Consider the following 22,717-nt stretch of genomic DNA (forward strand, 5'->3'; position numbering starts at 1 on the left):
GAGTTTATCTTATGGTCGCACTGGTCGCCGGTCTGGACGATTCTGTCAACCGGTTATTTAGTCCTATTGGCAAAATTGGTCCTACCAGTTGGTCAGGGCACCAATTGCGAGGCGAGCGCCGGGACCGCACGTGCCAGATCGTCGGCCATCAGCCGGGCAAACACGCCAGCCCCGGTTTCGCCGAGATGGGTGTAGTCGAACTTCCGCACATGCTGGCCGCGCGCACCGCCGGGGCGGGTCGGTAGGTCGGGTTCGCGCGCTTCCTCGGTCGAGCGCTGTTTGAGCGTGGTGCCGGCCTTGGCGGCAGCGCGTTCCTCTGCGGTCGGTTCGGCCTGGGCGAGCGCCATCGCATCCGCGGCGCCCAGCTTCTGCACCACCGCGGCGCTGCGGCGGTTGAGGTCGACCAGAGGCGTCTTGGTCGCGGCGGCGACCTTGCGCACCTCTTCCGACCATTCCTCGAGATTGTTGTCGAGCTTGCCGTTCTTGAACACGCGGCGGGTCAGCGGGGTGACGAGGACCGGGGTCGCGCCGACGGCGCGGACTTCCTCGACCATCCTGGTCAGGTTTGCCGGAAATTCGGTGGTGCGGTCGGTCCAGCGTTCGGACGCGCTCGACTGGTCGTTATGGCCGAACTGGATCAGCACATAGGTGGCGCGGTAGCCGGGCACCTTGGCCTCGGCCAGCGCAATGTCCCACCCGCCTTCCTGGCGGTAGCTGCGGGTCGAGCGCCCGCCGCGCCCGGCGTTGAGGCAGGCGACCGAGGATTTGACGTGGCGCGCGCAGAACATCGACGCCCAGCCGCTCGCCACCGCCATGGTCGAATCGCCGACCAGCACGATCTTGTACGGCTGAAGCGGCGGCGCGTCGGTGCGCTCCTTCGTCTGAGCCCTGGCGATGGTCGGAGCCAGCGCGAGGGAAACGGCGGCGAGCGCGGCGGTGGCGAGCGTGCGGGTCATGAGAAGGCCAGCCCGCCATTGATGTCCATGTTGAGCCCGGTGAGGAAGGCGGCGTCGTCCGAGGCGAGGAACGCGACGGCGCCGGCGACCTCGTCGGGATGCCCCTCGCGGCGCAGCGGGGTGTTGCCGGCGGTGGCGGCGCGGCCTTCCGGCTTGGAGAAGGTGTCGTGGAAGCTGGTGCCGATCAGCCCCGGGCACAGCGCGTTGACGCGGATGCCCTGCGGCCCAAGTTCCTTGGCCCAGCTGCGCGTCAGCGTGGTCATGGCGCCCTTCGACGCTGCATAGATGCTCGCGCCCGGCCCGCCGCCGTCGCGTGCGGCCTGCGACGACAGGTTGACGATGGCCGATCCCTTGGCGAGGTGCGGGAGCGCAGCCTTGGTAACGAGGAAGGCGGACTTGAAGTTCAGGTCCATGACGGTGTCGAAGAACGCTTCGTCCATCTCGGCCAGCGTCTTGCGCGCGACCATGCCGCCCGCGCAGTTGACCAGCACGTCGATCGTGCCGCCGCCGAATTCGGCGGCTGCGGCGATAAGCCCGGCGACCGCGTCAGGCTTAGTCACATCGGCGCGGTGGAGCAGTGCGGTGCCGCCGGAGGCCTGAACCGCCGCCAGCGTGTCCTGCGCCGCCGCTTCGTCGCCGCGATAGTTGATGACGACCTTTGCGCCCTCTGCTGCGAAGCGCAGCGAGATCGAGCGGCCGATGTCGCGTCCACCGCCGGTGACGATGACGAGCTTGTCCTTAAAACGCATTTATGCCCCTTGGTCTTGAGTGTCGGGTTGGACGGGTGCGATGCGCCCGCCGATGAAGATGCAGATCAGCGACAGCGGCACGAGCGCTGCGCCGAGGATGAAGATCGGCGCGAAGCTCGCCTTGGTCATCGCCGGGACGAGCCAGGTGGTGATCAGCGTGCCCGCGACCGCCGCCGTGCCGCTGATCCCCGCAAGCGAGCCGACCGCCCCGCCGCCGAACCAGTCGGATGGAAGCGTCTGGATATTGTTGATCGCGACCTGGAAGCCGAACAGGATCGCGGCGATCAGCAGCACGGCATAGAGCGGCGTCGCGGCGGTCGCGGTGAGCAGCAATGCCGGCAGCATGATGATGCAGCCGAGTGCGATGACGCTCTTGCGCGCTTTGTCAGTGCTCCAGCCGCGCTGAATAAGCTTGCCCGAGAGCCAGCCGCCCGCCAGCGACCCCGCCATCGCGCCGACGAACGGCACCCAGGCGAACATGCCGATCTGCTTCACGTCGAAGCCGAAGCTTTCGTTGAGGTAGATCGGCAGCCACGAGACGAACAGCCACCAGATCGGGTCCAGGAAGAAGCGGCCCGACATCACCGCCCATGCCTGACGATGGCGCAGCAGCTGGCCCATCGTGGGGGCATAGCCGGCGGGGTGGGTCCCGCCATCCTTCTCGTTCGCGCCGAGGATATGCTCGCGCTCGGCCTTGCTGAGCCAGGGGTGGGCGTCGGGGTCCGACTTGTACACCCAGATCCACGGCAGCAGCCACAGGAAGCCGAACACGCCGACGATGACGAAGGTGGTGCGCCAGCCGACGAACCCGAACAGGATCGCGATCAACGGGGCGGAGACGATCGCGCCGAGCGAGGCACCGGCGTTGAAGATCCCCTGAGCAAAGGCGCGTTCGGAGCGCGGGAACCAGGTGGCGTTGGCCTTGGCCGCGCCGGGCCAGTTGCCGGCCTCACTGACCCCGAGCGATGCGCGCAGCAGCCCAAGGACGAGCATCGAGCGGACCAGGCTGTGCGCGGCGATCGAGATCGACCAGACCACGATCGAGATGGCAAAGCCCATGCGGGTACCGACCACGTCGAAAATCTTGCCGAAGATCGATTGGCCGAGCGCGTAGAAGACCATGAAGATGGTCACCAGCAGCGCGTAATCTTCCTTGTCCGCGCCGATGTCCTTGGCCACTTCGGGCCACATCACCGCAAGCGCGTTGCGGTCGATATAGTTGATGACCGTCGCGATCGCGATCAGGCCGATGATCCACCAGCGGAACCCGGATTTCATTTGCTCTCTCCATCGAAGCGGCCGACCGGGCCGCTCCAGTCGAGCTTGCGCCCGTTCACGGTGACGCTGTGCGCCTTGCCCGCGGTCGTGTCGGTGGCGATGGCGATCAGGATCGTCTTGCCGCCGGTAAGGGTGATGGTGGCGACGCGCGCGCCGGCGGCTTCGGTGAGGGTCAGGCCGGTCACGCCGCTGCGGCTGCCGGTCGTGGTCTCGGTTGCGGCGTCGTAGCGGCCATGCGGTTCGAGCAGGCTGAGGAACGCGGCGTCCCCTGCCCCGCTCAGCCGCTGGATCAGCACCGGTTCGCGGCGCAGGTTGAAGCGCGGATCGTTCGCGCCGCTCTCCGCCACAATGAGCTGCGCGCCCGGCGTCGCCATGCGATAGCTGTAGAAACGGCCCTGATTGATCCAGGTGACACGGCCTTGCCCGTTCGCGAGCGGCCCGGTCGCGTCGACCCAGAGGTGCTGATAGCCATTGGCAGTGCCCAGCACCGGGCGGGTCGTGACGTTCGATGCGAGCTTGACGTCGGTGTCGATGATGTGGCCGGCGAAGTGCAGCGGCAGGTCATAGGTCGCCTTGCCCGCATTCTTCACCGTCATCAGGTCGAGCACGAGCGGCGCGTTCCTGCCCATGTCGACCTGCACCAGCGCGCGGCGGAAGGTGATGCCGGGATAGGCCCCGGCCATCTCGCCGATGCTGAAGCGCAGCGGGCCTTCGCCGACAAAGGCGAGCTGGGTCGGCGCGATTTCCTCGGCGGGCTTGAGCTGGGCGTCGAAATGGCTGGTTTCGTTGACCACCAGCGTGTTGTGCGCAACGGTCTGCTTCGCCCAGCTTTCGTTCTCGGGAAGGTAGCGGCCACCCTCCTTCGCCTCGATGTTGAGGAAGCGCGCGGCGCCATAGTCCGTCACCACCGCCTGGCCATTGTCGTAGAGCAGCCAGTTGAGCTTGTCGAAATGGCCATGGCCCATGCCCTGGGCGGTATTCTTGGCGATCACGACCTGCGCATGTTCCTGCGGGCCGGAGCGCAGGATGGCGAGCGCGCCGTCCTTGCCTTGCGGCCCGTCGCGCAGCAGCGTGGAGGCAAAGGCAAACGGCTTGGCTTTACCGCTCGCGATGTCGCGCGTCACCGCGAAGCCCTCGGGCGACAGCGCTACCTTGCCCTGCCATTGCGCGATGCCGAGCAGGCCGGGATCCTGGGTCGCGGCATAGCCGATGGCGACGCCCTGATAGAGTTCCTCGGTCTTGAGGCTCTTATCGGGCATCGCGTCGTTGATCGGGAAGAAGTAGCCGCCATAGCTGGTCTGGATCGCGGTGCGGATCGCCTTCAATACGATGCCGTCGCGATAGGCGAAGATCTTGCGCCCCGGCTCATTCGCTTCGATCGCCTGTGCGAACACGACGAAAGGCTGGAGGGCATAGCGCTGGTAGTAAGGCCCCTCGGCATAATAGCCGTCAGGGGAAAAGAGCAGGTCGAGCTGGCGCAGGAAGCCGACCTTGCCGCTCCGATCGCTGCCCTTCAGCGCCTGTTCGACCAGCACCGGATCGCGCAGGACATAGCCCGCCATGCCGACCCCGGCATTGGCCCAGGTCGAATGGTTGTGGATGCGATCGAAGGTCCGCGCTTCGCTGGTCAGGAATGCGGCCATGCGGCGGAAGACGGACTCGTCGATCGTCTTGCGCTCGGCGGCGGTGAGGTCGGCGCGGACGGCGTCGTAACCCTGGATCGCATGGACCAGCCAGACACTGTCATTCAGGCTCTGCCAGAACAGGCGGCCGGGCACCTGATCCGACGCGGCAGGGTGGTTGGCGAGGCCGGGGTAGAGCTTGGCGTAAGCGAGCAGCAGGTCGCGGACATAGTCGGCATATTTGCGCTCACCGGTCAGGCGGTAGAGCGTGCCGGCCTGCTGGATCAGCTTGTAGTTCGCCTTGTGCCGTTCATGCGTCGGGCCACCGCCGCGATCCTTGGGAATCGGCACGTCGATCCCGGCGCGGATGCCGGCATCGACCGATTTGCGCGCGGCGGCGAGTTCGCGGGCGAACAGCGGGGCGCGCTCGGTTCCCGCGGCCATGGTGCGATAGGCATCGAGGCTGGTGAGCACCGGCGCAGTCGCGGCGTCCTGCGCAAAGGCCGGCGCGGCAGTAGCGAGCAGCAGTGCGGCAAGGGTCGTGCGGATCATCGCAGCGCCTCCATCTGATTGTCGGCGAGGGCGATGTCGGGCGTCCCCTGCGGGTAAAGGCGGGTGATCGCCGGTTCCGGCGTCGCGGCGAAGACATTGGCGGTGATGCGGATCACCGGCGCGCCGACGCTGTTGGCGATGGCAATGCCCGCTGCCCGCTCGAAGCGGTTGCCGCTGATCGCGACATTCTGGACGCCCGAGAGACGCACCGCGCCGCCGCCCGAGACGCGGTTGCCGGTCATCGCGAACCACGGGCCGAAGGTGCTTTCGTCGGTGCCGAGCCGCGCGACATCGGCGATGATGGCGACGTCGGTAAAGTCGCTGTCGGCGATGGTGATGCGTTCGGCGCTGTAGAGGCCCTTGCTGCCCGTCTCGGCAGCTGCGGCGACGACTGCGCCGGACACGTTGGCGAAGGTCGAGCGGTGGATTGCGATGGCCTCGGCAAAGGTGCCGGGGGTGGTCGCGATCACGTCGGCCGCGTCGCGCACCGCCACGTCGGACAGGCTCACGCGATAGTTCAAAATGCTCACCGACTGCGGCGCGCGGATGAGGGCAGCGCGCTCCGCAGTCGGTGAGGCAGCGGCGCCGGAGAGGGTGACGCCGCTGAGGTGAATGCTGCCGCCGGGGGTGAGCTGGAACAGGGTCGACGATGCGCTTTCGAGGATCGCGGCGCGCGGGCCCGAGACGGTCAGGCTGTGGCCGACCGCGATCGGCGCGGTGACGCGGTGGGTGCCGGGCGCGACGCGAATCGTGTCGCCGGGGCCGGATGCCGCCACCACCTGCGCCAGTGCCCCCGGTGCGGCGTCGAGCGTGCGGCCGGTGCTTGCAGGGACGTCCTTCGGATACCAGGCGGGGCCGGCATCCGCGCGCTTGAGCATGACAAGGTCGCGGGGCGCGCCGACTGCGGCGAGCGCGGGATCGGCGGGATAGAGCAGGCCGTTGGCGGCGCGGACCAGCTTGATCGGCGCCTGTGCGAAGCCGGTCAGCCCCGTGGGCGCCGGGCCGGACTGGACGTTGCCAGTCATGGCGATGCCCGACGCGTCGCCCTCGACCCGGACGATATCCTTGCCCGATGCGGTATGGATGAGGTTGCTGGCGAAGCGGCTCGACACCGGCGGGGCGCTGCGTTCGGCGTCCGCGCCCGCGCCGAAGGTGATGCGCGCAGCGTCGATGATCGTGTTGCTCTCGATCGCCGCATTGGCGACCTGATGATAGCGGTTGACCGCGGAGTTCGGCACGCCGTTCATCACCGCGATCGCGCTGAGGAAGCCGGTACCGGTGACGTTTTCGAGGTAATTGTGGCGCACGACCTGATCGCGGTTGATCACCCGGATGCCCCCGGTCGACGCCTTTCCGCGCCCGAGGAAGATGTTGCGCTCGACCAGATTGCCGTTGCCGTGGCGGAGCACGATCGCGCCCTGCGATTGGACCACCATGTTGCCGCGGATTACATTGCCGCCCGATTTTACCGAGACGATCTCGACCTCGCCATCGCAGCCTTCGAACCAGTTGTTTTCGACCGTGGACCCGGAATTGCTCAGCGATTCGTCGCTGGTGCCGATGCGGATCGTCTCGCCGCCATTCGAGCCGAGCGGCGGGCGGGGCCCGAAGAAATTATGGTCGATGCGCGCGCGATTCTCGCCCGGCTGACCCTTGGGACGGATCACCGCGAGGGTGACGCCGGCATTGCCCTTGCCCGCGAACCAGCTGTGGTCGACGCGATTGTCGGGGCCATAGATCGCGACCCAGATATCCTCGGCGCGGCGATCAGGGTTGGTGAAGCGATCGACGACGATGCCGGTGAGGCGCGTGTGCGATGCGGGCGTCTTCGAATCGCGGCGGAGCGCGATCAGCTCCTTGGTCGGGGAATATCCGTCGCGAAAGACGAGGTTGGAGACGACCAGATGTTCGCCACCGATGCGCAGGTTGGACTGGCCCGACAGGATCACGCCGCCGGGGGTCTGTGCAGTCAGCGTGATCGGCTTGTCGGCGGTGCCGCGCCCGGTGAAGACGATCTGGAAATCGCGCCACACCCCATCGCGCAGGACGATGCGATCGCCGGGCTGGGCTTTCTTGACCGCAGCGGCATAGGCGGCGGGATCGGCGACGAGATGGTCGGCGGCGACAGCGGGCAGCGGGGCTGCCACAATCGCACAGGCAATGAGTGCCGCAATCCGCATCCCGATCCCCTTAATCTGTTCTCTATACCCATTGGACTAACCAATTGGTCGGAACACTTCAAGGGCTCTTCATACCATTTCGTCGTGCTGCGTGTTTCGGAGCGACTGGAACGGCAGCTCAGCCGCGCTCGACGATGCCAAGGTCGAGCTTCTCGCCCGCCGCCCCGCGTTCATACCGCTCGGCCATTGCCTCGTGTGCACGACGGACGGCCGGATCGGTGGCGGCCGCCGCGCGGGCGCGCTCCTCCGCGGCGCGCGCGCGGTAATATTCGGTGTCGGATTTCATGGCGGTATCCTCCTGTCGTGCAGAAGGCATAGCGCGCGGGGAAGCCGGGTTCGGCTAACCAGTGTTAATCGCGCTCACAACGGATCCGGGTGAAGATAGAGATAGCCGGGGTCGAATTCGGCAATGCGTTGCAACGCCGCAGCGTCGGTGATGGCAACCCGCCCGGCGCGGAACGTCAGCACCCCCATCTCGCGTAGCCGCCGCAGCGAGCGGTTGACGTGAACCGAGGTCAGGCCGCAGCATTCGCCCAGCTCGGCTTGGCTGAGATCGAGCGTATAGCCATCCGCATCGCCGAGCCCGACCAGTTGGAGCCGCACCTGCAACTCGCAGAACAGGTGTGCAATCCGGGCCAGCGCATCGCGTATGCCCATCGACAACACCCATTCGCGATGCATCGATGCGTCGAGATTGGTCGAGAACCAATATAGCCGCCCGATGCGCGGAAATTGTTCGACCAACTCCGCGATCCGGGCATGTGGGACCGGCGCTGTCCGGCAATCGGTCAATGCGATCAGCGAATGATCAAGGCGCTTCAACGTGAAGCTGTGCAGATCCGCGAAGTCGCCGGGGACGTGCAGCGCGGTAATCTGGCGCTGGCCATCGCGCAGATCCTTGTAGCGCGCGGCGAGCCCGTCGAGGATCAGGATGCTGTGGTCCAGGCGGGTACCGGCCTCGATGAAGGTCTGGCGCGCAGGAACGTCCCGGGCCGAACCGATGACAGAACGGATCGCCTGTTCCTCCACGGCATCGAGACGGTGCCGCACCCGAATGCGCGCGATATGGCGGTCGATCATTTCGCTCACGACGCGTCAACGCGTCATGTGCCGCTTGGGTCCGCGCGCGCGTGGGGCGATGGCCGACGCCCGACCCTTGACCGGATCAGCGCGACGACATGGCCGGGCACCGGCCGGACGAAGTTCACGCCGCGGCGGCACGCACGGTCGCGACGAGCCAGCGCGCGGCATCGTCCAGCGCCTTGTCCGCCAGCACGGAGATCGAGACCGCCTCGAGAAAACTGTGGGTCGCGCCGGGGTAGACGCGCATGTCCACCGCACCCCCGGCAGCGGCAAGCCGCTCCGCCATCGCGCGACTTGAATCGGCAAGGATGTCGCATTCGGGAATGGCCAGAAACGCGGGGGGCAGCCCGGCAAGATCGGCGCGCAGCGGCGCGATCAAGGGATCGTCGAGCGTCGCCGGTTCGCCGGCATAATTGCGCCAGAAGCCGTCCATCTCTGCCACGGTCAGCATATAGTCGGGACCGTCGTAGCGGACATAGCTGGCGGTCGGCGCGGGGTCGAACGCACCATAGTTGAGCAGCATCGCCGCCGGCAGCGGTTCCCCGCCATCGCGCAACCGCAGGGAGGCGGCGACGGCGAGATTGGCACCCGCCGAATCCCCGCCGATCGCGATCGCCTGTACCAGAATCCCCAGTTCGCCCGCACGTGCCCGCAGGTCGCGATGCGCCTGCACGATTTCGTCGAGCGCGACGGGATAACGCGCCTCGGGCGACAGGCTGTAGTCGATGCCGATCACCACCATGCCCGCCCGCGCCGCATATTCGCGCATCAGCCGGTCGTGCGTGTCGATGCTGAACAGCGTCCAGCCGCCGCCATGGATGTAGAGCAACGCGGGTTGCGGAGCGTCGGAGCGCGACGGGTAATGGATGCGCGCCCGGCACCCCGCGATCTTTGTTTCCAGCGTCGACGCCATGACCGGCCCGCCGCTACGCCATGGGGTGCGCACGACTTCGGCAGCGGCGCGGCGTTGTGGCAGCGGCAGGGTCGCGAAGTCCGGGAACTGCGCATAACCGCGATTCATCGCGACGACGAAGCGACGGATATCGGGATCGACATCGTCGTGCGCGGCGGGCGCCTCGGGGGGCAAGGTCATGCGCCCTGCACCCCGCGCGGGCGTCCGCGATCGTCTGGCTGGTGCATGTTCCGCTTCACCCTCTTGTCCTGAAAACCTGTTGGCACGCCCCGCTCCGGCGCGCAAACCGCGCGGGGCCGCGGCGCCCGTGCGCGGGGCCAGCCATCGTCGCGCTGTGCGATCGGCTCGCGACCGCGCAGCGCGACGACCCGTGCTAGTCGAGGCGGAACCGGACGGTCGCACCGATCGTGCGCGGGCGCGTTACCGACCCTGCGAACGAGAATGGGGCGTTCAGGATGCCATATTGGTTGAACAGGTTCTTGGCGAAGAGCCCCAGTTCGACCTTGTCGGCCACCGTGATCGATCCGTTCAGATCGACGATGTGGAAATCGCCCTTTTGCAACGTTGCGCCGAACGCGACCGGGGCGCTCGACAGGTAGCGATGCGCGATGCCGAAGCGCGGCTTCAACCCGCTGTCCGGAAAGCTGAAGTCCAGCGTGTTGGAGATCGTCCAGTCCGACGCGCCAGGCAGCACGCTGCCCTTGGCATAGCCGCCCCCGGGGGCGAACGAGTCCGGAAGGAGGCTGGAGAGCCGCGCGTCGTTGTACGAGATGTTCGAGGCGAAGGTGATGTTGCGCGTGGGCCGCATCGTCAGGCTCAGTTCCACGCCATCGATATCCGCGCCGCCGCCATTGGTGGTGTAGGCGCGGAACGCGACCGGCGTGAACAGGCGCGCCTGGATGTTGTTCCAGTCGATATGATAGGCGGTCACATCAAGCGTCAGCGCACCGCCGATCAGGTCGATCCGCGCCCCGACTTCGTAATTCTGCGTCGTGTCGCCATCGAACGTCAGCGGCAGGCCGGGCGTCGCCAGCGAGAAGACGTTGACGCCGCCGATGCGGAAGCCCTCGGAATACAGGGCATAGATGCGCAGGTCGTTGCTGGGCTTGAACGACAGCGACACCTTCGGAATGAAATCCGACTTGCTCTGCGCGCCCGGCTCGTAATCGAACGGTGCGATCAGGTTGGCGTTGGGCAGATACTGAAGCCGCGGCCGGGTCTCATATTCGAAATAGCGCCCGCCCAGCGTCAGCGTGAGGCTGTCGATCACGTCGAATTCCGCCTCGCCGAACACTGCCTTTTCGGTGACCCGATTGCTGCTGACCGTGCGCTCCGAGAGGTCGCCCGGGGCCAGCGTGGCGCCCGATTGTCCGCCGAACTGGCCGGGGTTGGCATCGATATAGGCCGCGATCCCCCGGATCGACACCGCATCGGTGCCCGTCGATCGCATCCGCGTATAGTTGGCGCCCAGCAGCCAGCGGAACCGGCCGGCGTCGGGCGACGTCAGCCGGAGCTCGACATAATCGGTCTTCGACGTACCGAAGCTGCTCGCCAGCGCAGGGGTGTTGGTGCGCGGGTCGTTGCCGCCGAATACCGAATTGTCGAACGCCAGATTATTCTGCTTTTCGGTATAGCTCCCGACCGCAGTCAGCGTCGCGAAGCCCAGTTCCTGCTCCAGCCGCACGCTGTGCACCATGACTTCCGTATGCTGGAACTCGGCAACGTTGGTTGCGCGGGCATAGGTGCGCGGCGGGCCGAACAGGACATAGGTCTGATCGTCCAGATCATATTCCTGATACATGCTGAGCGCCGAGATCCGCGTCCCTTCGGTCGGGGTGAACACGACCGATCCGCGCAGCCCGCGCACGCGCAGGTCGTTGCTACCCTTGCGGCCCAGCAGCGTGTTGTCGAGATAGCCGGTATCGACGCGTTGCAGCGCGACGACGCGCGCGGCAAGCTTGTCCTTGATGATCGGCACGTTGAGCATCGCCTTGGCCGCATAGCCCAGCTGGCCATCGGCGCGTTGCGTGGTGGAGACCATCCCCTCTGCGCCGGCATCGAACTTGGTCGAATCCGCCTCGTTCACGACATAGTTGATCGCGCCGCCCAGCGACGACGATCCAAACAGCGTCCCCTGCGGTCCGCGCAGCACCTCGACGCGACTGAGGTCGAAGCTGTCGATGTCCGGAATGGCGAGCGGAAACCCCGGCTCGAGCAAGGGGAGTTCGTTGAGATAATAGCCGGTCGTCGACTGATTGGCTTCGTGATAGGTGGTCGACGCGACGCCGCGCATGACCACTTCCGACACGCCCGGCTGATAGTCGTTGAAGACGACGCCGGGAACGCGCGTGATATAGTCGGACAGGCTCTGAGCGTTCAGCCGCTCCAGCGCTGCCTGGCCGACTGCGGATACCGAACCGCTGACGTCGCGCGCCGATTGCTCGCGCTTGTTGGCGGTGATGACGATGTCGTTGCCGCCATTCGCGTCGGTCACCTCGTCCTGCGCCGCGCCCTCTGCGGTCTGCGCTGCCGCCGGCAGCGTCAGCGCCAGCAGCGTGCCGGCCAAAGCGGTCGTCGTGGAGAATCGCTTGATCATGTCCCACCTCTTGATGCGGCGACGGACGCACCCGCCCATCGCCTTGCTCCCTGTCTGTCCTCTCGCGCAGAGTGCCCGGTCTTGCGCCGACACCTTCGGCCAGCCGCCATGCGTGGGAACCGCCCCCTCCAGTCCGGTGCGGCACCGCTCCCGCGGCAACTGACCCGGATCAGGCTAGAGCGAGATGACCGCTTGTCCAGCAGCTGTGCGGGAGTGACAAGCCTCTGTAAAAAAAGTGAATTAATGCAGAAATCCGGCCTTTCCGCCGATTGGTCGCGGCAATTACTGCAATTTGTTCGTTGCAGGCGCGTCACTTCCGCGAAATGTTCTTGGGAACCTCCACCGGGCCGGGTTTCGCCGCCCGGATCGCCCATGATCCGGTGTGCTGCACAGCAGAATTTTGTGCTTGCCGCACATTGTTCAGCCGGGAAAAGTGTCGGTTCCGGCCTGCTCCGGCACCGTTGAAAGGACTTTCGTGCAGCTCGACAAGCGCGACCTCAAGATCCTGCATGAACTGCAGGCGGACAATACCATCACCTATCGCGAACTCGCCAACCGCGTGGCGCTGTCGCCCAGCGCGTGCGTCGCGCGGGTCAAGCAGCTTGAGGATCAGGGTTATATCCTCGGCTATCACGCCGCGATCGCGATCGATCGCGTGCGGCCCACCTTCATGATGGTCGCCGAAATTTCGATGGCGTCGCACCTGCCCGACGATCTTGCGCAGTTCGACGCGCTGCTGATTTCGATGCCCGAAGTGATCGAGGCGCTGCGGGTCAACGGTCCGTTCGACTATATCGTGAAGTTCCTGCTGTCCGACCTGCGCGAATGGCAGGGGTTCGCCCACCGCCTTCTCGCCCCGCAGAATCGGGTCGAGAAGATGGTGAGCCATGTCGTGATGCAGGAATTGAAGCCGTTCAGCGGCTATCCCATTCCACAACGGTGACCGCGCCGGCAGCGCGCCGGGATCAGGCCGCGCGCTGCAGCATGCCGAACAGATCGCGGGGATCGTCCGGGTCGGCCAGCATATCGATCTTCTGGAAGAAGTCGGTCCCCTCCAGCTTGCAATGAATGTAGCGCAGCGCCGAGAAATCCTCGGTCGCGAAGCCGACACTGTCGAACAGCGTGATCTGTCGCGCGTCGCGACGTCCCGCTGCGCTGCCGTCCAGCACCTGATGGAATTCGGTGACCGGATAGCTTGCGTCCATCTGCTGGATCTCGCCCTCGATCCGGGTCTGTGGTTCGAATTCGACGAAAGTTGCCGCGCGCTTCAGGATGTCCTGGTGCAATTCGGTCTTGCCCGGACAATCGCCGCCGATCGCGTTGATATGGATGCCGGCCCCGACCATGTTGTCGGTCAGGATGGTGGCACAGGCCTTGTCGGCGGTGCAGGTCGTGATGATCTGCGCGCCCTCGACCGCTTCCTGCGTGCTGGCGCACGACACGATGGTGAGGCCGCTGTCGGCGAGGTTGCGGGCGACCTTTGCGGTCGCCTGCGGATCGATGTCGTAGAGCCGGACGGTGTCGATCCCAACTACCGACTTCATCGCCAGCGCCTGAAATTCGGCCTGCGCGCCGTTGCCGATCATTGCCATCACCCGCGCCCCGCGCGGCGCGAGGTGGCGTGCCACCATCGCCGACGTCGCGGCGGTGCGCAGCGCGGTCAGCAGGGTCATTTCGGCAAGCAGGATCGGATAGCCGGTATCGACCCGCGCCAGCAGGCCGAAGGCGGCAACCGTCTGAAATCCCTTGGCCGTATTGCTGGGGTGGCCGTTGACATATTTGAAGCTGAACACCTCACCATCCGATGTCGGCATCAGTTCGATCACGCCTTCGCGCGAGTGGGAGGCAAGGCGCGGCGACTTTTCGAACAGCGCCCAGCGCCGATAATCCGCCTCCACCGCATCGGTCAGTTCACGCAGGACCTGTTCGATCCCGTGGTGATGGACCAGCCGCATCATGTTTTCGACGCTGACGAACGGAACATAGGCGAGTTCGGAGGGCATCGGCGGCATGGTGGTTCCTTTGCGAGTTGCGTGGTGCCGTAAAGCCTATGTCGCGCGACTGGACTGGCGAAATCGCAAAGCTGCTTTGCGCGGCGGCATCTTTTGCGCATAATTGCTACGCCGACCTTGCAAATTGTCATTTCGTACCGGGAATGAACTGTTCATGCAGATTGCCAAATATCTCCCCGACGATCTCGACCGCCGCATCATCGCGCATCTGCGCAGCGACGGGCGGGCGCCGCTCGCCAAGCTGGCAGCGGCACTGGGCGTCGCCCGCGGGACGGTTCAGAACCGGATCGACCGGCTGCTCGCGACGGGCACCGTCCTGGGGTTCACGATCCGCATGCGGGAGGATTATGACGACCTGACCGTGCGCGCGGTGATGATGATCGAGGTTGTCGGCAAATCGACGACGCACGTCGTTCAACGGCTGCGCGGGATACCCGAGATCCGCAGGCTGCACACCACCAACGGCAATTGGGATCTGGTCGCGGATATCCAGACGGCCAATCTGTCCGATTTCGACCGCGTGCTGCGCGAGGTGCGCATGATCGACGGCGTCGCCAATAGCGAGACCAGCCTGCTGCTCAGCAGCGTCTGACGCGCGGACCCGGCGCCCCGGCGGCAACAGAACGCGCTGATCGCGGCGTCCAGATCGAACATTGCACGTCTATTGCCGCCCGGCACGGACATTTGTGCGGCGAAAGCGGCGAAAGAAATTGAATATCAGGCACTTGGCACGAACCGGGCGCGCGTGGACAGGCCTCGCGCTACGGCGCTAGCGTTGGGCAACGCCTAACGGGAAGCCTCAATGCTCGTCTATCATTCATCCGCCGCGACGCGCCATGATCCGCGCACATTCTATCGCCGCGGCAACCCGATCGATCATCCCGAATCCGCCGGACGTTATGCGGTCATCCGGACCGCCGTCGTGGAGGCGGGCTACACGCTGGTGGAGGCGCACGCGCACGATCTTGCGCCGATCGCGGCGGTTCATGATTCCGGATATCTCGACCTGCTGTCCGGCGGATGGGCGCGCGCCATTGCGGCCGATCCGGGCATCGAGGAAATCCTGCCCACCCAATTCGCACCCTGGACGCCGCATCGGCGACCGGAGGGGCTGCTGGGTCAGCTGGGCTACCACATGACCGACACCTCGACGCCGCTGCGCGCGGGCACCTGGGATGCGATCACCGGGGCCGCCCATGCCGCGATCGACGCGGCGGACGCGGCGCTGAAGGGCAAGACATCCTATGCGCTGACGCGGCCGCCGGGCCACCATGCGTCCGGCGCGCATGCCGGCGGTTTCTGTTACCTCAACAACGCCGCGATCGCCGCGCAGCGTGTCGCCTCCGCGCGCGGATCGGCGGCGGTGCTGGACATCGATGTCCATCACGGCAACGGGACCCAGGCGATCTTTTACGAGTCCCCGGATGTCCTGGTGGTATCGCTGCATGCCGAGACGTCGAACTATTATCCCTATTTCACCGGTTATGCCGACGAGACGGGGGCCGGCGCCGGAGAAGGGTGCAACCTCAACCTGCCGCTTCCGCTAGGGTCGGCGGATGACGCATTCCTCGACGCGATCGCGCAAGGCCTCGACCGGATCGCGCAATTCGATCCGCCCGCGCTGATCCTGTCGCTGGGACTGGACGCGGCGGTCGACGATCCGATCGGCGCGATGGCCGTCACCACCCAGGGGTTCGAGCGGGCCGCCGCGCTGATCGCCAGCTTTGGCCGCCCCACCGCGATCATCCAGGAAGGCGGCTATCTGTGCGAGGCGCTGCCCCGCAACCTTGCCGCCTTCCTCGCCAGTTACGATGCGGCCTAGCCTAGCTGACGCAGTTCATCGCAAAGGCCCAGAAACCGGCCATCTCGTCGAATTCGGCGCGCTGGTCGCCGCTGGATTGATGGCCGGCATCGGGATTGACGTCGAGGATCGCGGGATTGCCGCTGGTCGATCGCGCGCGCACCTGCGCGACCAGCTTGGCAGGCTCCCAATAGCTCACGCGGTCGTCCTTCAGCCCCGCCGTGCACAGCAGCGGCGGGTACGGCGCCGCGTGCACATTTTCGTACGGGGAGATCGCGGCGATATAGTCATAGGCCTTGGGATCGGCCAGCGGATCGCCCCAGTCGGGCCGGAACAGCGGCACCAGCGGATGATCGGCATCGCTCATCGTGTTGAGCATGTCGACGAACGGCACCTTGGCGATCACCCCGCCCCACAGCGTCGGGTCCAGGTTCATCGCCCCGCCCACCAACAGCCCGCCCGCCGACAGGCCGAACGAGACGACCCGTTTGGGCGCGCTGTAACCGGACCGGCACAAGGTGCGGGCGCAGGCGACGAAATCGGTCATCGAATTGCGCTTGGCAAAGCGCCGCCCGTCGAGGAACCAGCGCCGCCCCTTTTCCGACCCGCCGCGCACATGCGCGATCGCAAAGCGCCAGCCCTGATCGACCAGCACCGTGACCGGCAGCGAGAAGAGCGGATCGCTCGACACGCCATAGGCGCCATAGCCGTAGAGCAACAGCGGCGTGCTGCCGTCCTTTGGCGCGTCGCGCCGCGAGACGAGCGTGATTGGCACCGCCGTTCCATCGGGCGCCGTCGCGCTCAGCCGTTCGACGACATAGGCGTCCGGATCGAAGCCGCGCAGGCGTTCCGCGGCAATTTGCGTCTGGCGTCCGGTCGCCAGCTCGACGTCGAGCCAGCGCCGCGGCTGGATTGGCGACTGATGGACGATCCGCACCGTTGCCGCGCGATAGTCCTGCCCGTCCGGCACCTCGACCGCATAGGCCGCCTCCGGAAAGCCGATTGCCTGCTCGCGCCCGTCGGCCTGCCGAACGACGACGCGATGCTGGCCGTTCACCCTCTCCAGCCGCACCAGAGCGCTCGCAAAGGGGTGGACCGACAGGATCGGCGCCCCGGGGCGGTGTGGCACCAGCGTCGCCCGGGCGCGGAATGTGGCGGGGTCGAGCTGCACGATCTTTCGGTCGAGCGCGCCGCCATCGTCGGTCACCATCAGCAGCGCGTCGCGCCATTCGTCGATCTCATAGGTCACGCCAGGACGGCGCGGCCGCACGATGCGCGGTGCAGCGGTTTCGTCACGCGCGGAAATCAACCGGACTTCCGCCGTGTCGGGACCCGACAGGGTCAGCCGAACGAATCCGTCCGCGGCGGTCCGGCCGACCTGCATGAAAATTGCCGGATCGCCCTCTTCATAAACCAGGGTCGGCTGGCCGCCCGCGACCGCCGTCCGGTACAGCCGCGTCGGCCGGTTGCGCGCATCGCGCCAGATCCAGAAGAGGTGCGCTGACGACGGCGCAAAGACGAGGCCGCCATAGCCATAGGCGTCGGTCTCGACGAGCGTCGATACCGCCCCGGTGCGGGTGTCGCGCACACAGATCCGGTGGCGGTCGCTGCCCACCACATCCTCGGCCCAGGCGAAATAGCGATGGTCGGGGCTCGGCTGGTGGCCGGTGGTGCGGTAATAAGGCTGGCCCTTGGCGCGCTCCGCCTCGTCCAGCAGGATTTCTTCCGTGCCGTCCGCGGCGACACGGTAATGGACGGTGTGCTCGGCCCCGGCCGGCACGCGGCTGGCATAGCGCCACGCGCCCCGCTGCAACCCCGGCACCTCCACCCCGCTCCCGGCGCGATCGAGCATCGCGGCAAGCAGCCGCTCGCGGCGTGGCGCAAGCGGGGACAGCATGGCATTGGCATAGGCCGATTCGGCTTCCAGCTGTGTGCGGACCGGCGGCGGCAGCGTGGCAAGGGTGCGCGTCCCCTGCGCCGGGACATATTTCAGCCAGGAATAGGGATCGTTGCGCGTCCGCCCAAGCTGGCGGATGATATGGTCGCGCTTCGGGGCGACCGGTGGCGGCACTTGCGGCCAGCGCGCGCGCACCCCCGCAGCACGCGCCAGCCCGGTCATGCCGAGGACGGTCGCGGCGATCGTAGCGCGCATCAGGGCGCGACGTCTGACAGTCAGGCTAGTCCGCACAATCCCTCCGACCCCGGCGCGTGCGAACGGCGTCGCGACGCGATTGATCGCCGATCCTAGCGCAGCGCAATCGACGCTGTCTAACGCGTCGGTCGGCACACAAGTCATTCATATTGATCGATAAAATTAGGCATGCCGAACGTCTGACGGCACCGATGCCGCAGAATAGTTATTCCAACGGCGGGAAGCGGCGTGCGCCGTCGCTTGGACGTTACAGGAAACGCCGGCCGGCGCGGCTGGGCCGTGTCGCGGTGAGTCCGACCTTCACAAGTCGGGGCCGGGGCAGATAATCGCGCGGGAAGAAAGTGGTGCCCGGGGACGGAGTCGAACCGCCGACACTGCGATTTTCAGTCGCATGCTCTACCAACTGAGCTACCCGGGCACGGGATGAAGGCGCGCTCTTAGTCGCGGGGTTGGCCGCTGTCCAGCCCGCTTTGCAATTCTTCGGGATCGGCGGGGCGACCGGGGATGCGATAGCCCTCGCCGAGCCATTGCAGCAGGTCGCGGTCCTTGCAGCCGCGGCTGCAGAACGGCTTGAATTCGGGTGCGGGCCTGGCGCCGCAGATCGGACAGTCGGTCTTCATGTTGCTTCCACAAAACGGGTGCGCCCGCCGGTGCGGCGGTGGAGCTGCGCGATCCAGTCGGGCTCACGCTCGATCCGGCGCAGCAGCGGCGCAGGGAGGATATGGGTATCGGGCGCGGGCGGGGGAAGGCGTTCCAGCCGACGCAGCTCCGCCCGCAGCGCCGCACCCAAGGGATCGGCGGCGATCAGCTCGGGCAGCGACATGCGCGTCTTGCGCCGCACGATCTGAATAAAGCCGAAGCCGTTCATCGCGGTGCGCTCGAACGGTTGCGGCAGGGCCGCGTCGATCGCCTCGCCCACTGCATTGCGTTCGTTCTTGTTGGCGAGCGTCGGGAAATCGACCCCGACTGATCCCGCGATATCAAGCCGCTCCATCGCTGCCGCGACGGCATGCGCGGCGTCGATCGACAGCGGGCCCAGCGGCGGGCCGCCATCGACATCGAAGAGGTTCATCGCCGGGGTGAGCGAGAGCAGCAGCGCGCCGCTGGCAAAGCGGATTTCGCCGGTGCGCGCTTCCTCGAGCACCTCGGACCAGCCCGCATCTTCCAATGCATCGGGTTCGTGTGGGTGACAGAGGCGCACGGGAAGACCCGTGGCGGTGATCCGCGCGAGCAGGTCGGGGCCGGGCGCAGGCGCGCTGTCGGATGCGGGGACGGCCTTCGGCAGCTTGATCCGCCCGCGCTCGGCCACCGATTCGCGGACGATGCGGACCGGGAAGGACGCGCCCTGCGTCACCCCCTTGGGCAGCGGGTCGCACAGCGCCTCACCGCCATTGGGCAGCATCACCTTGCCGGTGCTGCGGTCGATCAGCTTGGCGATGGCGATCGTGTCAGCGCGCAGCCCGGGCAGCTCGATCCGTGCCTTGCGGATGGTGCCGCGCGCGACCAAGGCGGCGCGATTCTCGCCGATGCCAGCTTCGTAGAGCCACTCAGCCAAGGTCGTAGCCAGCCGTCTCCAGCAGCGCGCGCGTGTCGTAGAGCGGCAGCCCGACCACGCCCGAATAGGTACCGGAGATAAAGCGGACGAACGCCTCGGCACGGCCCTGAATGGCATAGCCGCCGGCTTTGCCCAGCCCCTCGCCGCATGCGATATAGCGATCGATCTCGGCTTCGCTCAGCCGCTTGAACGCGACCACCGTGTCGGACAGGCGCACACGCGCGCGGCCATCCAGACCGATCAGGCACACCGCCGACAGACAATGATGGCGACGGCCCGACAGCTTGGTCAGCAAATCGCGCTGCACAGCCTCGGTCTCGGCCGGCGGCAGGATGCGGCGGCCGAGCGCGATGGTGGTGTCGCCGGCCAGCACGATCTCGTCCTCGGCCCGCGCCACCGCGCGCGCCTTCGCCTCGGCCAGCCGCAGCGCATAGACGCGCGGCAGTTCGGCCTTGAGCGGCGATTCGTCGATATCGGGGGCCGCCACGCGATCGGGCACGACGCCGATCCGCGACAGCAGGTCGCGGCGACGCGTCGAGGTGGAGGCAAGCACGAGCCGCATCGGCCCGGACTTACTTGAAGCGATAGGTGATGCGGCCCTTGGTCAGGTCATAGGGCGTCAGTTCGACAAGCACTTCGTCGCCCACCAGCACGCGGATGCGGTTCTTGCGCATCTTGCCGGCGGTGTGGCCGAGAATTTCATGGTCATTCTCGAGCTTCACACGGAACATCGCGTTGGGGAGGAGCTCCACAACGCGGCCGCGCATTTCAAGCAGTTCTTCCTTGGCCAAACAAACCTCTTGGTACGGATCGGAAAAGTGGCGGTGCCTTACTCTCCCCGCGCACAAAAGGGAAGCGTGGCGATCATGCGAACGATGGCGCGGCAACAAATGGTTTCCTGCTGTTCGCTTGATGCGACGCGCGTTCGTCGCCAAATGGGGTCCATGCTGATCGAAACCGAACTGACGCCCAACCCGGCGACGCTCAAATTCCTGCCCGGCCGCACCGTGATGGACAGCGGCACGCGCGATTTTGCCACGCCCGAAGAGGCGGAGGTGTCGCCGCTGGCCGATGCGCTGTTCCGGCTGGGCGATGTCACCGGCGTATTCTTTGGCCGCGACTTCATCTCGGTCACCGCTGCGCCGGGTGTCGACTGGTCGGGGCTCAAGCCCGATGTGCTCGGCATCCTGCTCGACCATTTCAGCGCCGACATGCCGCTGTTCCGCCAGGGCAGCGCGGGCTTCAGCGTGCCGCCGCCCGAGTCCGACTTCACCGATGATCCGGAAGACGCCGACATCGTCGCGCAGATCAAGGACCTCATTGAAACGCGCGTACGCCCCGCCGTTGCCAATGATGGCGGCGACATCGTCTATCGCGGTTTCGACAAGGGCAAGGTGTTCCTGCAGATGCAGGGCGCGTGCGCCGGTTGCCCCTCCTCGACCGCCACGCTCAAGAACGGGATCGAACAGTTGCTGAAATATTATGTGCCCGAAGTCACCGAAGTGCGGGCCGTCTGATGGGCACCCCGATCGACGACGCCGCGCTCGACACGCTGTTCCGCACCGCGCGCACCTATAATGGCTATCTGCCTGGCGAAGTGACCCCGGCGGATATCGAGGCGATCTACGATCTGCTGAAGATGGGGCCGACCTCGGCCAACCAGCAGCCGGCGCGCTTCCATTGGTGCCTGTCGCAGGAGGCGAAGGACATGCTCGCCGATTGCGCCACGGGCAGCAATCCGGACAAGATCCGCGCGGCACCCGCCGCAGTGGTGATCGGCATGGATCTCGATTTCCACGAGGAACTGCCCTGGCTGTTCCCGCATACCGACGCCAAGAGCTGGTTCGAGGGACCACAGGAAAAGCGCCGCGACAGCGCGTTCCGCAACGGATCGCTGCAGGGCGCCTATTTCATCATGGCGGCGCGCGCATTGGGCTGGGATACCGGCCCCATGTCGGGCTTCGACGCAGCCAAGGTCGAGGCGGCTTTCTTCGCCGACCAGCCATCGGTGCGCGTCAACTTCATCTCGACGCTGGGCAAGGGCGATCCCGCAACCATCTTTGGCCGCTCGCCGCGTCCGGACTTCGCGAAGTTCAACAAGATTGGCTAGAACGCTCGTCATCGAGACTGCCACCGCCGCCTGTTCGGTCGCATTGATCGACGGCGGCGCACTGATCGCCGAAGACCATGCGGAGGTCGGGCGCGGCCATGCCGAGCGGCTGGTGCCGATGATCGCTGCGCTGCCCGATGGCGGGCGCGCCGATGCGATCCTGGTCGATTGCGGTCCGGGCAGCTTTACCGGCATTCGCGTCGGCATTGCCGCCGCACGCGGCCTCGGCTTTGGCTGGGGCGTGCCTGTGCATGGCTTCTCGTCTCTGGCGGTGGTGGCCGCCGGCGCGTTCGCGCTCAATCCGGGTAGCGACGCGCTGGCGGTGGTGCTGGAAGGCGGGCATGGTGAGGTCTTCATGGCTGCCTATGACCGCCAGTTCGCGCAGATCGCACCCTTCGCGTCGCTCAAGCCCGATGCCGCGCTGGCGCAGCTTGGCGGCCGGATCGCGGTCGGCAATGGCGTGCGCCATCTTGCCGCACTCGACGCCAGCCTCGACCTGCGCGAGGCGCTGCCGCGTGCCGCCGATGCGCGCCTGCTTCCCGCTGCGCTGACCAACTTGCCGCCGCGCCCGATCTATGGCCGCGCGCCGGACGCCAAGCCCAAGGCGGCATGAGCACCGCGCCCTGGCCGATCGAGATCGTGCACGGCCAGCCGGCCGATCTGCGCGCGGTGAACGCGATCATCGCCGAGGCGTTCGACCCACGCTTTGGCGAAGGCTGGACGCCCAGCCAGTGCATCGGGATGCTGTCCCTGCCGGGCGTGTGGTTCACGCTGGCATATATCGACGGCCGGCCGGCCGGCTTCGCACTTGCGCGGACCATCGTGAACGAGGCGGAGCTGTTGCTGCTCGCCACCCTGCCGACAATGCGGCGGCGGGGGATTGGCGGGGCATTGTTGCGCGCGGTGATGGCCGATGCGCGCGATCGCGGCGCCGATGTGATCCATCTTGAAGTGCGCGCGAACAATGATGCGGCGCAGCTCTATCGCAATGCGGGCTTTACCAAGATTGGTGAACGTCGCGACTACTATCGCGGAAATGACGGCAAGGTGTTCGACGCACACACATTTTCAAGATCGCTCGACTGATCCTAACAAAAATCGGACGGAATGACTTGCAAAGCGCCCTGTGTGGCGTGATAGCGCCTGCGACGGCCCGTA

22 protein-coding genes and 1 tRNA gene are annotated in these 22,717 nt (G+C 66.4%); 7 read left to right on the forward strand and 16 right to left on the reverse strand.

What is annotated here, in order from left to right; genetic code table 11:
- Positions 1–92: 92 nt before the first annotated feature.
- The 9 genes from ACO05N_RS03355 to ACO05N_RS03395 all read right to left on the reverse strand — a co-directional run bounded on the left by ACO05N_RS03355 (position 93) and on the right by ACO05N_RS03395 (position 11,929).
- Positions 93–956 carry a rhamnogalacturonan acetylesterase gene (locus ACO05N_RS03355; RefSeq protein ID WP_422055777.1) on the reverse strand — a complete coding sequence of 288 codons (864 nt, stop codon included), beginning with the start codon at positions 954–956 and terminating at the stop codon, positions 93–95.
- Complete coding sequence (locus ACO05N_RS03360) at positions 953–1,705, reverse strand: SDR family NAD(P)-dependent oxidoreductase (RefSeq protein ID WP_422055778.1); 753 nt, start codon at positions 1,703–1,705, stop codon at positions 953–955. Before ACO05N_RS03360 ends, ACO05N_RS03355 begins: the two co-directional genes overlap by 4 nt.
- A complete protein-coding gene (locus tag ACO05N_RS03365; RefSeq protein WP_422055779.1) occupies positions 1,706–2,983 on the reverse strand; it encodes an MFS transporter in 1,278 nt (425 codons plus the stop codon).
- Positions 2,980–5,157, reverse strand: a complete 2,178-nt coding sequence (locus ACO05N_RS03370) for an alginate lyase family protein (RefSeq protein WP_422055780.1) — start codon at positions 5,155–5,157, stop codon at positions 2,980–2,982. Before ACO05N_RS03370 ends, ACO05N_RS03365 begins: the two co-directional genes overlap by 4 nt.
- The gene (locus ACO05N_RS03375; RefSeq protein ID WP_422055781.1) at positions 5,154–7,337 is read right to left on the reverse strand and encodes a chondroitinase-B domain-containing protein; all 2,184 of its coding nucleotides are present in this window, start codon (positions 7,335–7,337) and stop codon (positions 5,154–5,156) included. Before ACO05N_RS03375 ends, ACO05N_RS03370 begins: the two co-directional genes overlap by 4 nt.
- A gap of 118 nt (positions 7,338–7,455) precedes the next feature.
- Positions 7,456–7,623: a hypothetical protein gene (locus ACO05N_RS03380; RefSeq protein WP_422055782.1), complete on the reverse strand. Its 168-nt coding sequence runs from the start codon at positions 7,621–7,623 to the stop codon at positions 7,456–7,458.
- A gap of 74 nt (positions 7,624–7,697) precedes the next feature.
- Positions 7,698–8,417, reverse strand: a complete 720-nt coding sequence (locus ACO05N_RS03385) for a Crp/Fnr family transcriptional regulator (RefSeq protein WP_422055783.1) — start codon at positions 8,415–8,417, stop codon at positions 7,698–7,700.
- A gap of 124 nt (positions 8,418–8,541) precedes the next feature.
- A complete protein-coding gene (locus ACO05N_RS03390; RefSeq protein ID WP_422055784.1) occupies positions 8,542–9,513 on the reverse strand; it encodes an alpha/beta hydrolase in 972 nt (323 codons plus the stop codon).
- Between the two features lie 193 nt (positions 9,514–9,706).
- Complete coding sequence (locus ACO05N_RS03395) at positions 9,707–11,929, reverse strand: TonB-dependent receptor (protein ID WP_422055785.1); 2,223 nt, start codon at positions 11,927–11,929, stop codon at positions 9,707–9,709.
- Positions 11,930–12,404: 475 nt separating this feature from the next.
- Here ACO05N_RS03395 and ACO05N_RS03400 point away from each other — a divergent pair, with 475 nt between their 5' ends.
- The gene (locus ACO05N_RS03400; protein ID WP_422055786.1) at positions 12,405–12,872 is read left to right on the forward strand and encodes an Lrp/AsnC family transcriptional regulator; all 468 of its coding nucleotides are present in this window, start codon (positions 12,405–12,407) and stop codon (positions 12,870–12,872) included.
- A gap of 22 nt (positions 12,873–12,894) precedes the next feature.
- Here the strand turns inward: ACO05N_RS03400 and ACO05N_RS03405 are convergent, their stop codons facing one another.
- The gene (locus tag ACO05N_RS03405; protein WP_422055787.1) at positions 12,895–13,941 is read right to left on the reverse strand and encodes an ornithine cyclodeaminase; all 1,047 of its coding nucleotides are present in this window, start codon (positions 13,939–13,941) and stop codon (positions 12,895–12,897) included.
- Positions 13,942–14,095: 154 nt separating this feature from the next.
- On the opposite strand from ACO05N_RS03405, the gene ACO05N_RS03410 reads away from it, so the two are divergent.
- Together ACO05N_RS03410 and ACO05N_RS03415 are read left to right on the forward strand one after the other, a co-directional pair.
- Complete coding sequence (locus ACO05N_RS03410) at positions 14,096–14,533, forward strand: Lrp/AsnC family transcriptional regulator (RefSeq protein ID WP_422055788.1); 438 nt, start codon at positions 14,096–14,098, stop codon at positions 14,531–14,533.
- A 210-nt stretch (positions 14,534–14,743) separates the two neighbouring features.
- Entirely contained in the window at positions 14,744–15,763 is a 1,020-nt protein-coding gene (locus ACO05N_RS03415; protein WP_422055789.1) for a histone deacetylase family protein, read from the forward strand.
- A gap of 1 nt (position 15,764) precedes the next feature.
- Here the strand turns inward: ACO05N_RS03415 and ACO05N_RS03420 are convergent, their stop codons facing one another.
- The 6 genes from ACO05N_RS03420 to infA all read right to left on the reverse strand — a co-directional run bounded on the left by ACO05N_RS03420 (position 15,765) and on the right by infA (position 20,240).
- The gene (locus ACO05N_RS03420; RefSeq protein ID WP_422055790.1) at positions 15,765–17,894 is read right to left on the reverse strand and encodes a S9 family peptidase; all 2,130 of its coding nucleotides are present in this window, start codon (positions 17,892–17,894) and stop codon (positions 15,765–15,767) included.
- A 342-nt stretch (positions 17,895–18,236) separates the two neighbouring features.
- Positions 18,237–18,312, reverse strand: a tRNA-Phe gene (locus ACO05N_RS03425).
- 19 nt (positions 18,313–18,331) lie between these two features.
- Positions 18,332–18,514: a DNA gyrase inhibitor YacG gene (locus ACO05N_RS03430; RefSeq protein ID WP_422055791.1), complete on the reverse strand. Its 183-nt coding sequence runs from the start codon at positions 18,512–18,514 to the stop codon at positions 18,332–18,334.
- Positions 18,511–19,449, reverse strand: a complete 939-nt coding sequence (locus ACO05N_RS03435) for a ribonuclease (RefSeq protein ID WP_422055792.1) — start codon at positions 19,447–19,449, stop codon at positions 18,511–18,513. Before ACO05N_RS03435 ends, ACO05N_RS03430 begins: the two co-directional genes overlap by 4 nt.
- Positions 19,442–20,011 carry a Maf family protein gene (locus ACO05N_RS03440; protein ID WP_422055793.1) on the reverse strand — a complete coding sequence of 190 codons (570 nt, stop codon included), beginning with the start codon at positions 20,009–20,011 and terminating at the stop codon, positions 19,442–19,444. The genes ACO05N_RS03435 and ACO05N_RS03440 overlap by 8 nt, the downstream gene beginning before the upstream one ends.
- 10 nt (positions 20,012–20,021) lie before the next feature.
- Positions 20,022–20,240, reverse strand: a complete 219-nt coding sequence (gene infA, locus ACO05N_RS03445) for a translation initiation factor IF-1 (RefSeq protein ID WP_033923152.1) — start codon at positions 20,238–20,240, stop codon at positions 20,022–20,024.
- A gap of 153 nt (positions 20,241–20,393) precedes the next feature.
- Between infA and ACO05N_RS03450 the strand changes: the two genes are divergently transcribed.
- Genes ACO05N_RS03450 through ACO05N_RS03465 form a run of 4 tightly spaced genes read left to right on the forward strand, consistent with a single transcriptional unit; the run spans position 20,394 to position 22,645 of the window.
- A complete protein-coding gene (locus ACO05N_RS03450) occupies positions 20,394–20,966 on the forward strand; it encodes a NifU family protein (RefSeq protein ID WP_422055794.1) in 573 nt (190 codons plus the stop codon).
- Complete coding sequence (locus ACO05N_RS03455; protein ID WP_422055795.1) at positions 20,966–21,559, forward strand: malonic semialdehyde reductase; 594 nt, start codon at positions 20,966–20,968, stop codon at positions 21,557–21,559. Before ACO05N_RS03450 ends, ACO05N_RS03455 begins: the two co-directional genes overlap by 1 nt.
- On the forward strand, positions 21,552–22,172 hold the full coding sequence (gene tsaB, locus ACO05N_RS03460; protein ID WP_422055797.1) for a tRNA (adenosine(37)-N6)-threonylcarbamoyltransferase complex dimerization subunit type 1 TsaB: 621 nt from the start codon (positions 21,552–21,554) through the stop codon (positions 22,170–22,172). The genes ACO05N_RS03455 and tsaB overlap by 8 nt, the downstream gene beginning before the upstream one ends.
- Entirely contained in the window at positions 22,169–22,645 is a 477-nt protein-coding gene (locus ACO05N_RS03465; protein ID WP_422055798.1) for a GNAT family N-acetyltransferase, read from the forward strand. The genes tsaB and ACO05N_RS03465 overlap by 4 nt, the downstream gene beginning before the upstream one ends.
- Positions 22,646–22,717: the final 72 nt, after the last annotated feature.

The organism is Sphingomonas sp., assembly GCF_965227385.1.
Lineage (GTDB): Bacteria > Pseudomonadota > Alphaproteobacteria > Sphingomonadales > Sphingomonadaceae > Sphingomonas.

What these genes read in the sequence shown, in the direction of transcription:
- ACO05N_RS03355 (WP_422055777.1), bottom strand. Translation starts at nt 956, where the DNA reads ATGACCCGCACGCTCGCCACCGCCGCGCTCGCCGCCGTTTCCCTCGCG.
- ACO05N_RS03360 (WP_422055778.1), bottom strand. Translation starts at nt 1,705, where the DNA reads ATGCGTTTTAAGGACAAGCTCGTCATCGTCACCGGCGGTGGACGCGAC.
- ACO05N_RS03365 (WP_422055779.1), bottom strand. Translation starts at nt 2,983, where the DNA reads ATGAAATCCGGGTTCCGCTGGTGGATCATCGGCCTGATCGCGATCGCG.
- ACO05N_RS03370 (WP_422055780.1), bottom strand. Translation starts at nt 5,157, where the DNA reads ATGATCCGCACGACCCTTGCCGCACTGCTGCTCGCTACTGCCGCGCCG.
- ACO05N_RS03375 (WP_422055781.1), bottom strand. Translation starts at nt 7,337, where the DNA reads ATGCGGATTGCGGCACTCATTGCCTGTGCGATTGTGGCAGCCCCGCTG.
- ACO05N_RS03380 (WP_422055782.1), bottom strand. Translation starts at nt 7,623, where the DNA reads ATGAAATCCGACACCGAATATTACCGCGCGCGCGCCGCGGAGGAGCGC.
- ACO05N_RS03385 (WP_422055783.1), bottom strand. Translation starts at nt 8,417, where the DNA reads ATGATCGACCGCCATATCGCGCGCATTCGGGTGCGGCACCGTCTCGAT.
- ACO05N_RS03390 (WP_422055784.1), bottom strand. Translation starts at nt 9,513, where the DNA reads ATGACCTTGCCCCCCGAGGCGCCCGCCGCGCACGACGATGTCGATCCC.
- ACO05N_RS03395 (WP_422055785.1), bottom strand. Translation starts at nt 11,929, where the DNA reads ATGATCAAGCGATTCTCCACGACGACCGCTTTGGCCGGCACGCTGCTG.
- ACO05N_RS03405 (WP_422055787.1), bottom strand. Translation starts at nt 13,941, where the DNA reads ATGCCGCCGATGCCCTCCGAACTCGCCTATGTTCCGTTCGTCAGCGTC.
- ACO05N_RS03410 (WP_422055788.1), top strand. Translation starts at nt 14,096, where the DNA reads ATGCAGATTGCCAAATATCTCCCCGACGATCTCGACCGCCGCATCATC.
- ACO05N_RS03415 (WP_422055789.1), top strand. Translation starts at nt 14,744, where the DNA reads ATGCTCGTCTATCATTCATCCGCCGCGACGCGCCATGATCCGCGCACA.
- ACO05N_RS03420 (WP_422055790.1), bottom strand. Translation starts at nt 17,894, where the DNA reads ATGCGCGCTACGATCGCCGCGACCGTCCTCGGCATGACCGGGCTGGCG.
- ACO05N_RS03430 (WP_422055791.1), bottom strand. Translation starts at nt 18,514, where the DNA reads ATGAAGACCGACTGTCCGATCTGCGGCGCCAGGCCCGCACCCGAATTC.
- ACO05N_RS03440 (WP_422055793.1), bottom strand. Translation starts at nt 20,011, where the DNA reads ATGCGGCTCGTGCTTGCCTCCACCTCGACGCGTCGCCGCGACCTGCTG.
- ACO05N_RS03450 (WP_422055794.1), top strand. Translation starts at nt 20,394, where the DNA reads ATGCTGATCGAAACCGAACTGACGCCCAACCCGGCGACGCTCAAATTC.
- ACO05N_RS03455 (WP_422055795.1), top strand. Translation starts at nt 20,966, where the DNA reads ATGGGCACCCCGATCGACGACGCCGCGCTCGACACGCTGTTCCGCACC.
- ACO05N_RS03465 (WP_422055798.1), top strand. Translation starts at nt 22,169, where the DNA reads ATGAGCACCGCGCCCTGGCCGATCGAGATCGTGCACGGCCAGCCGGCC.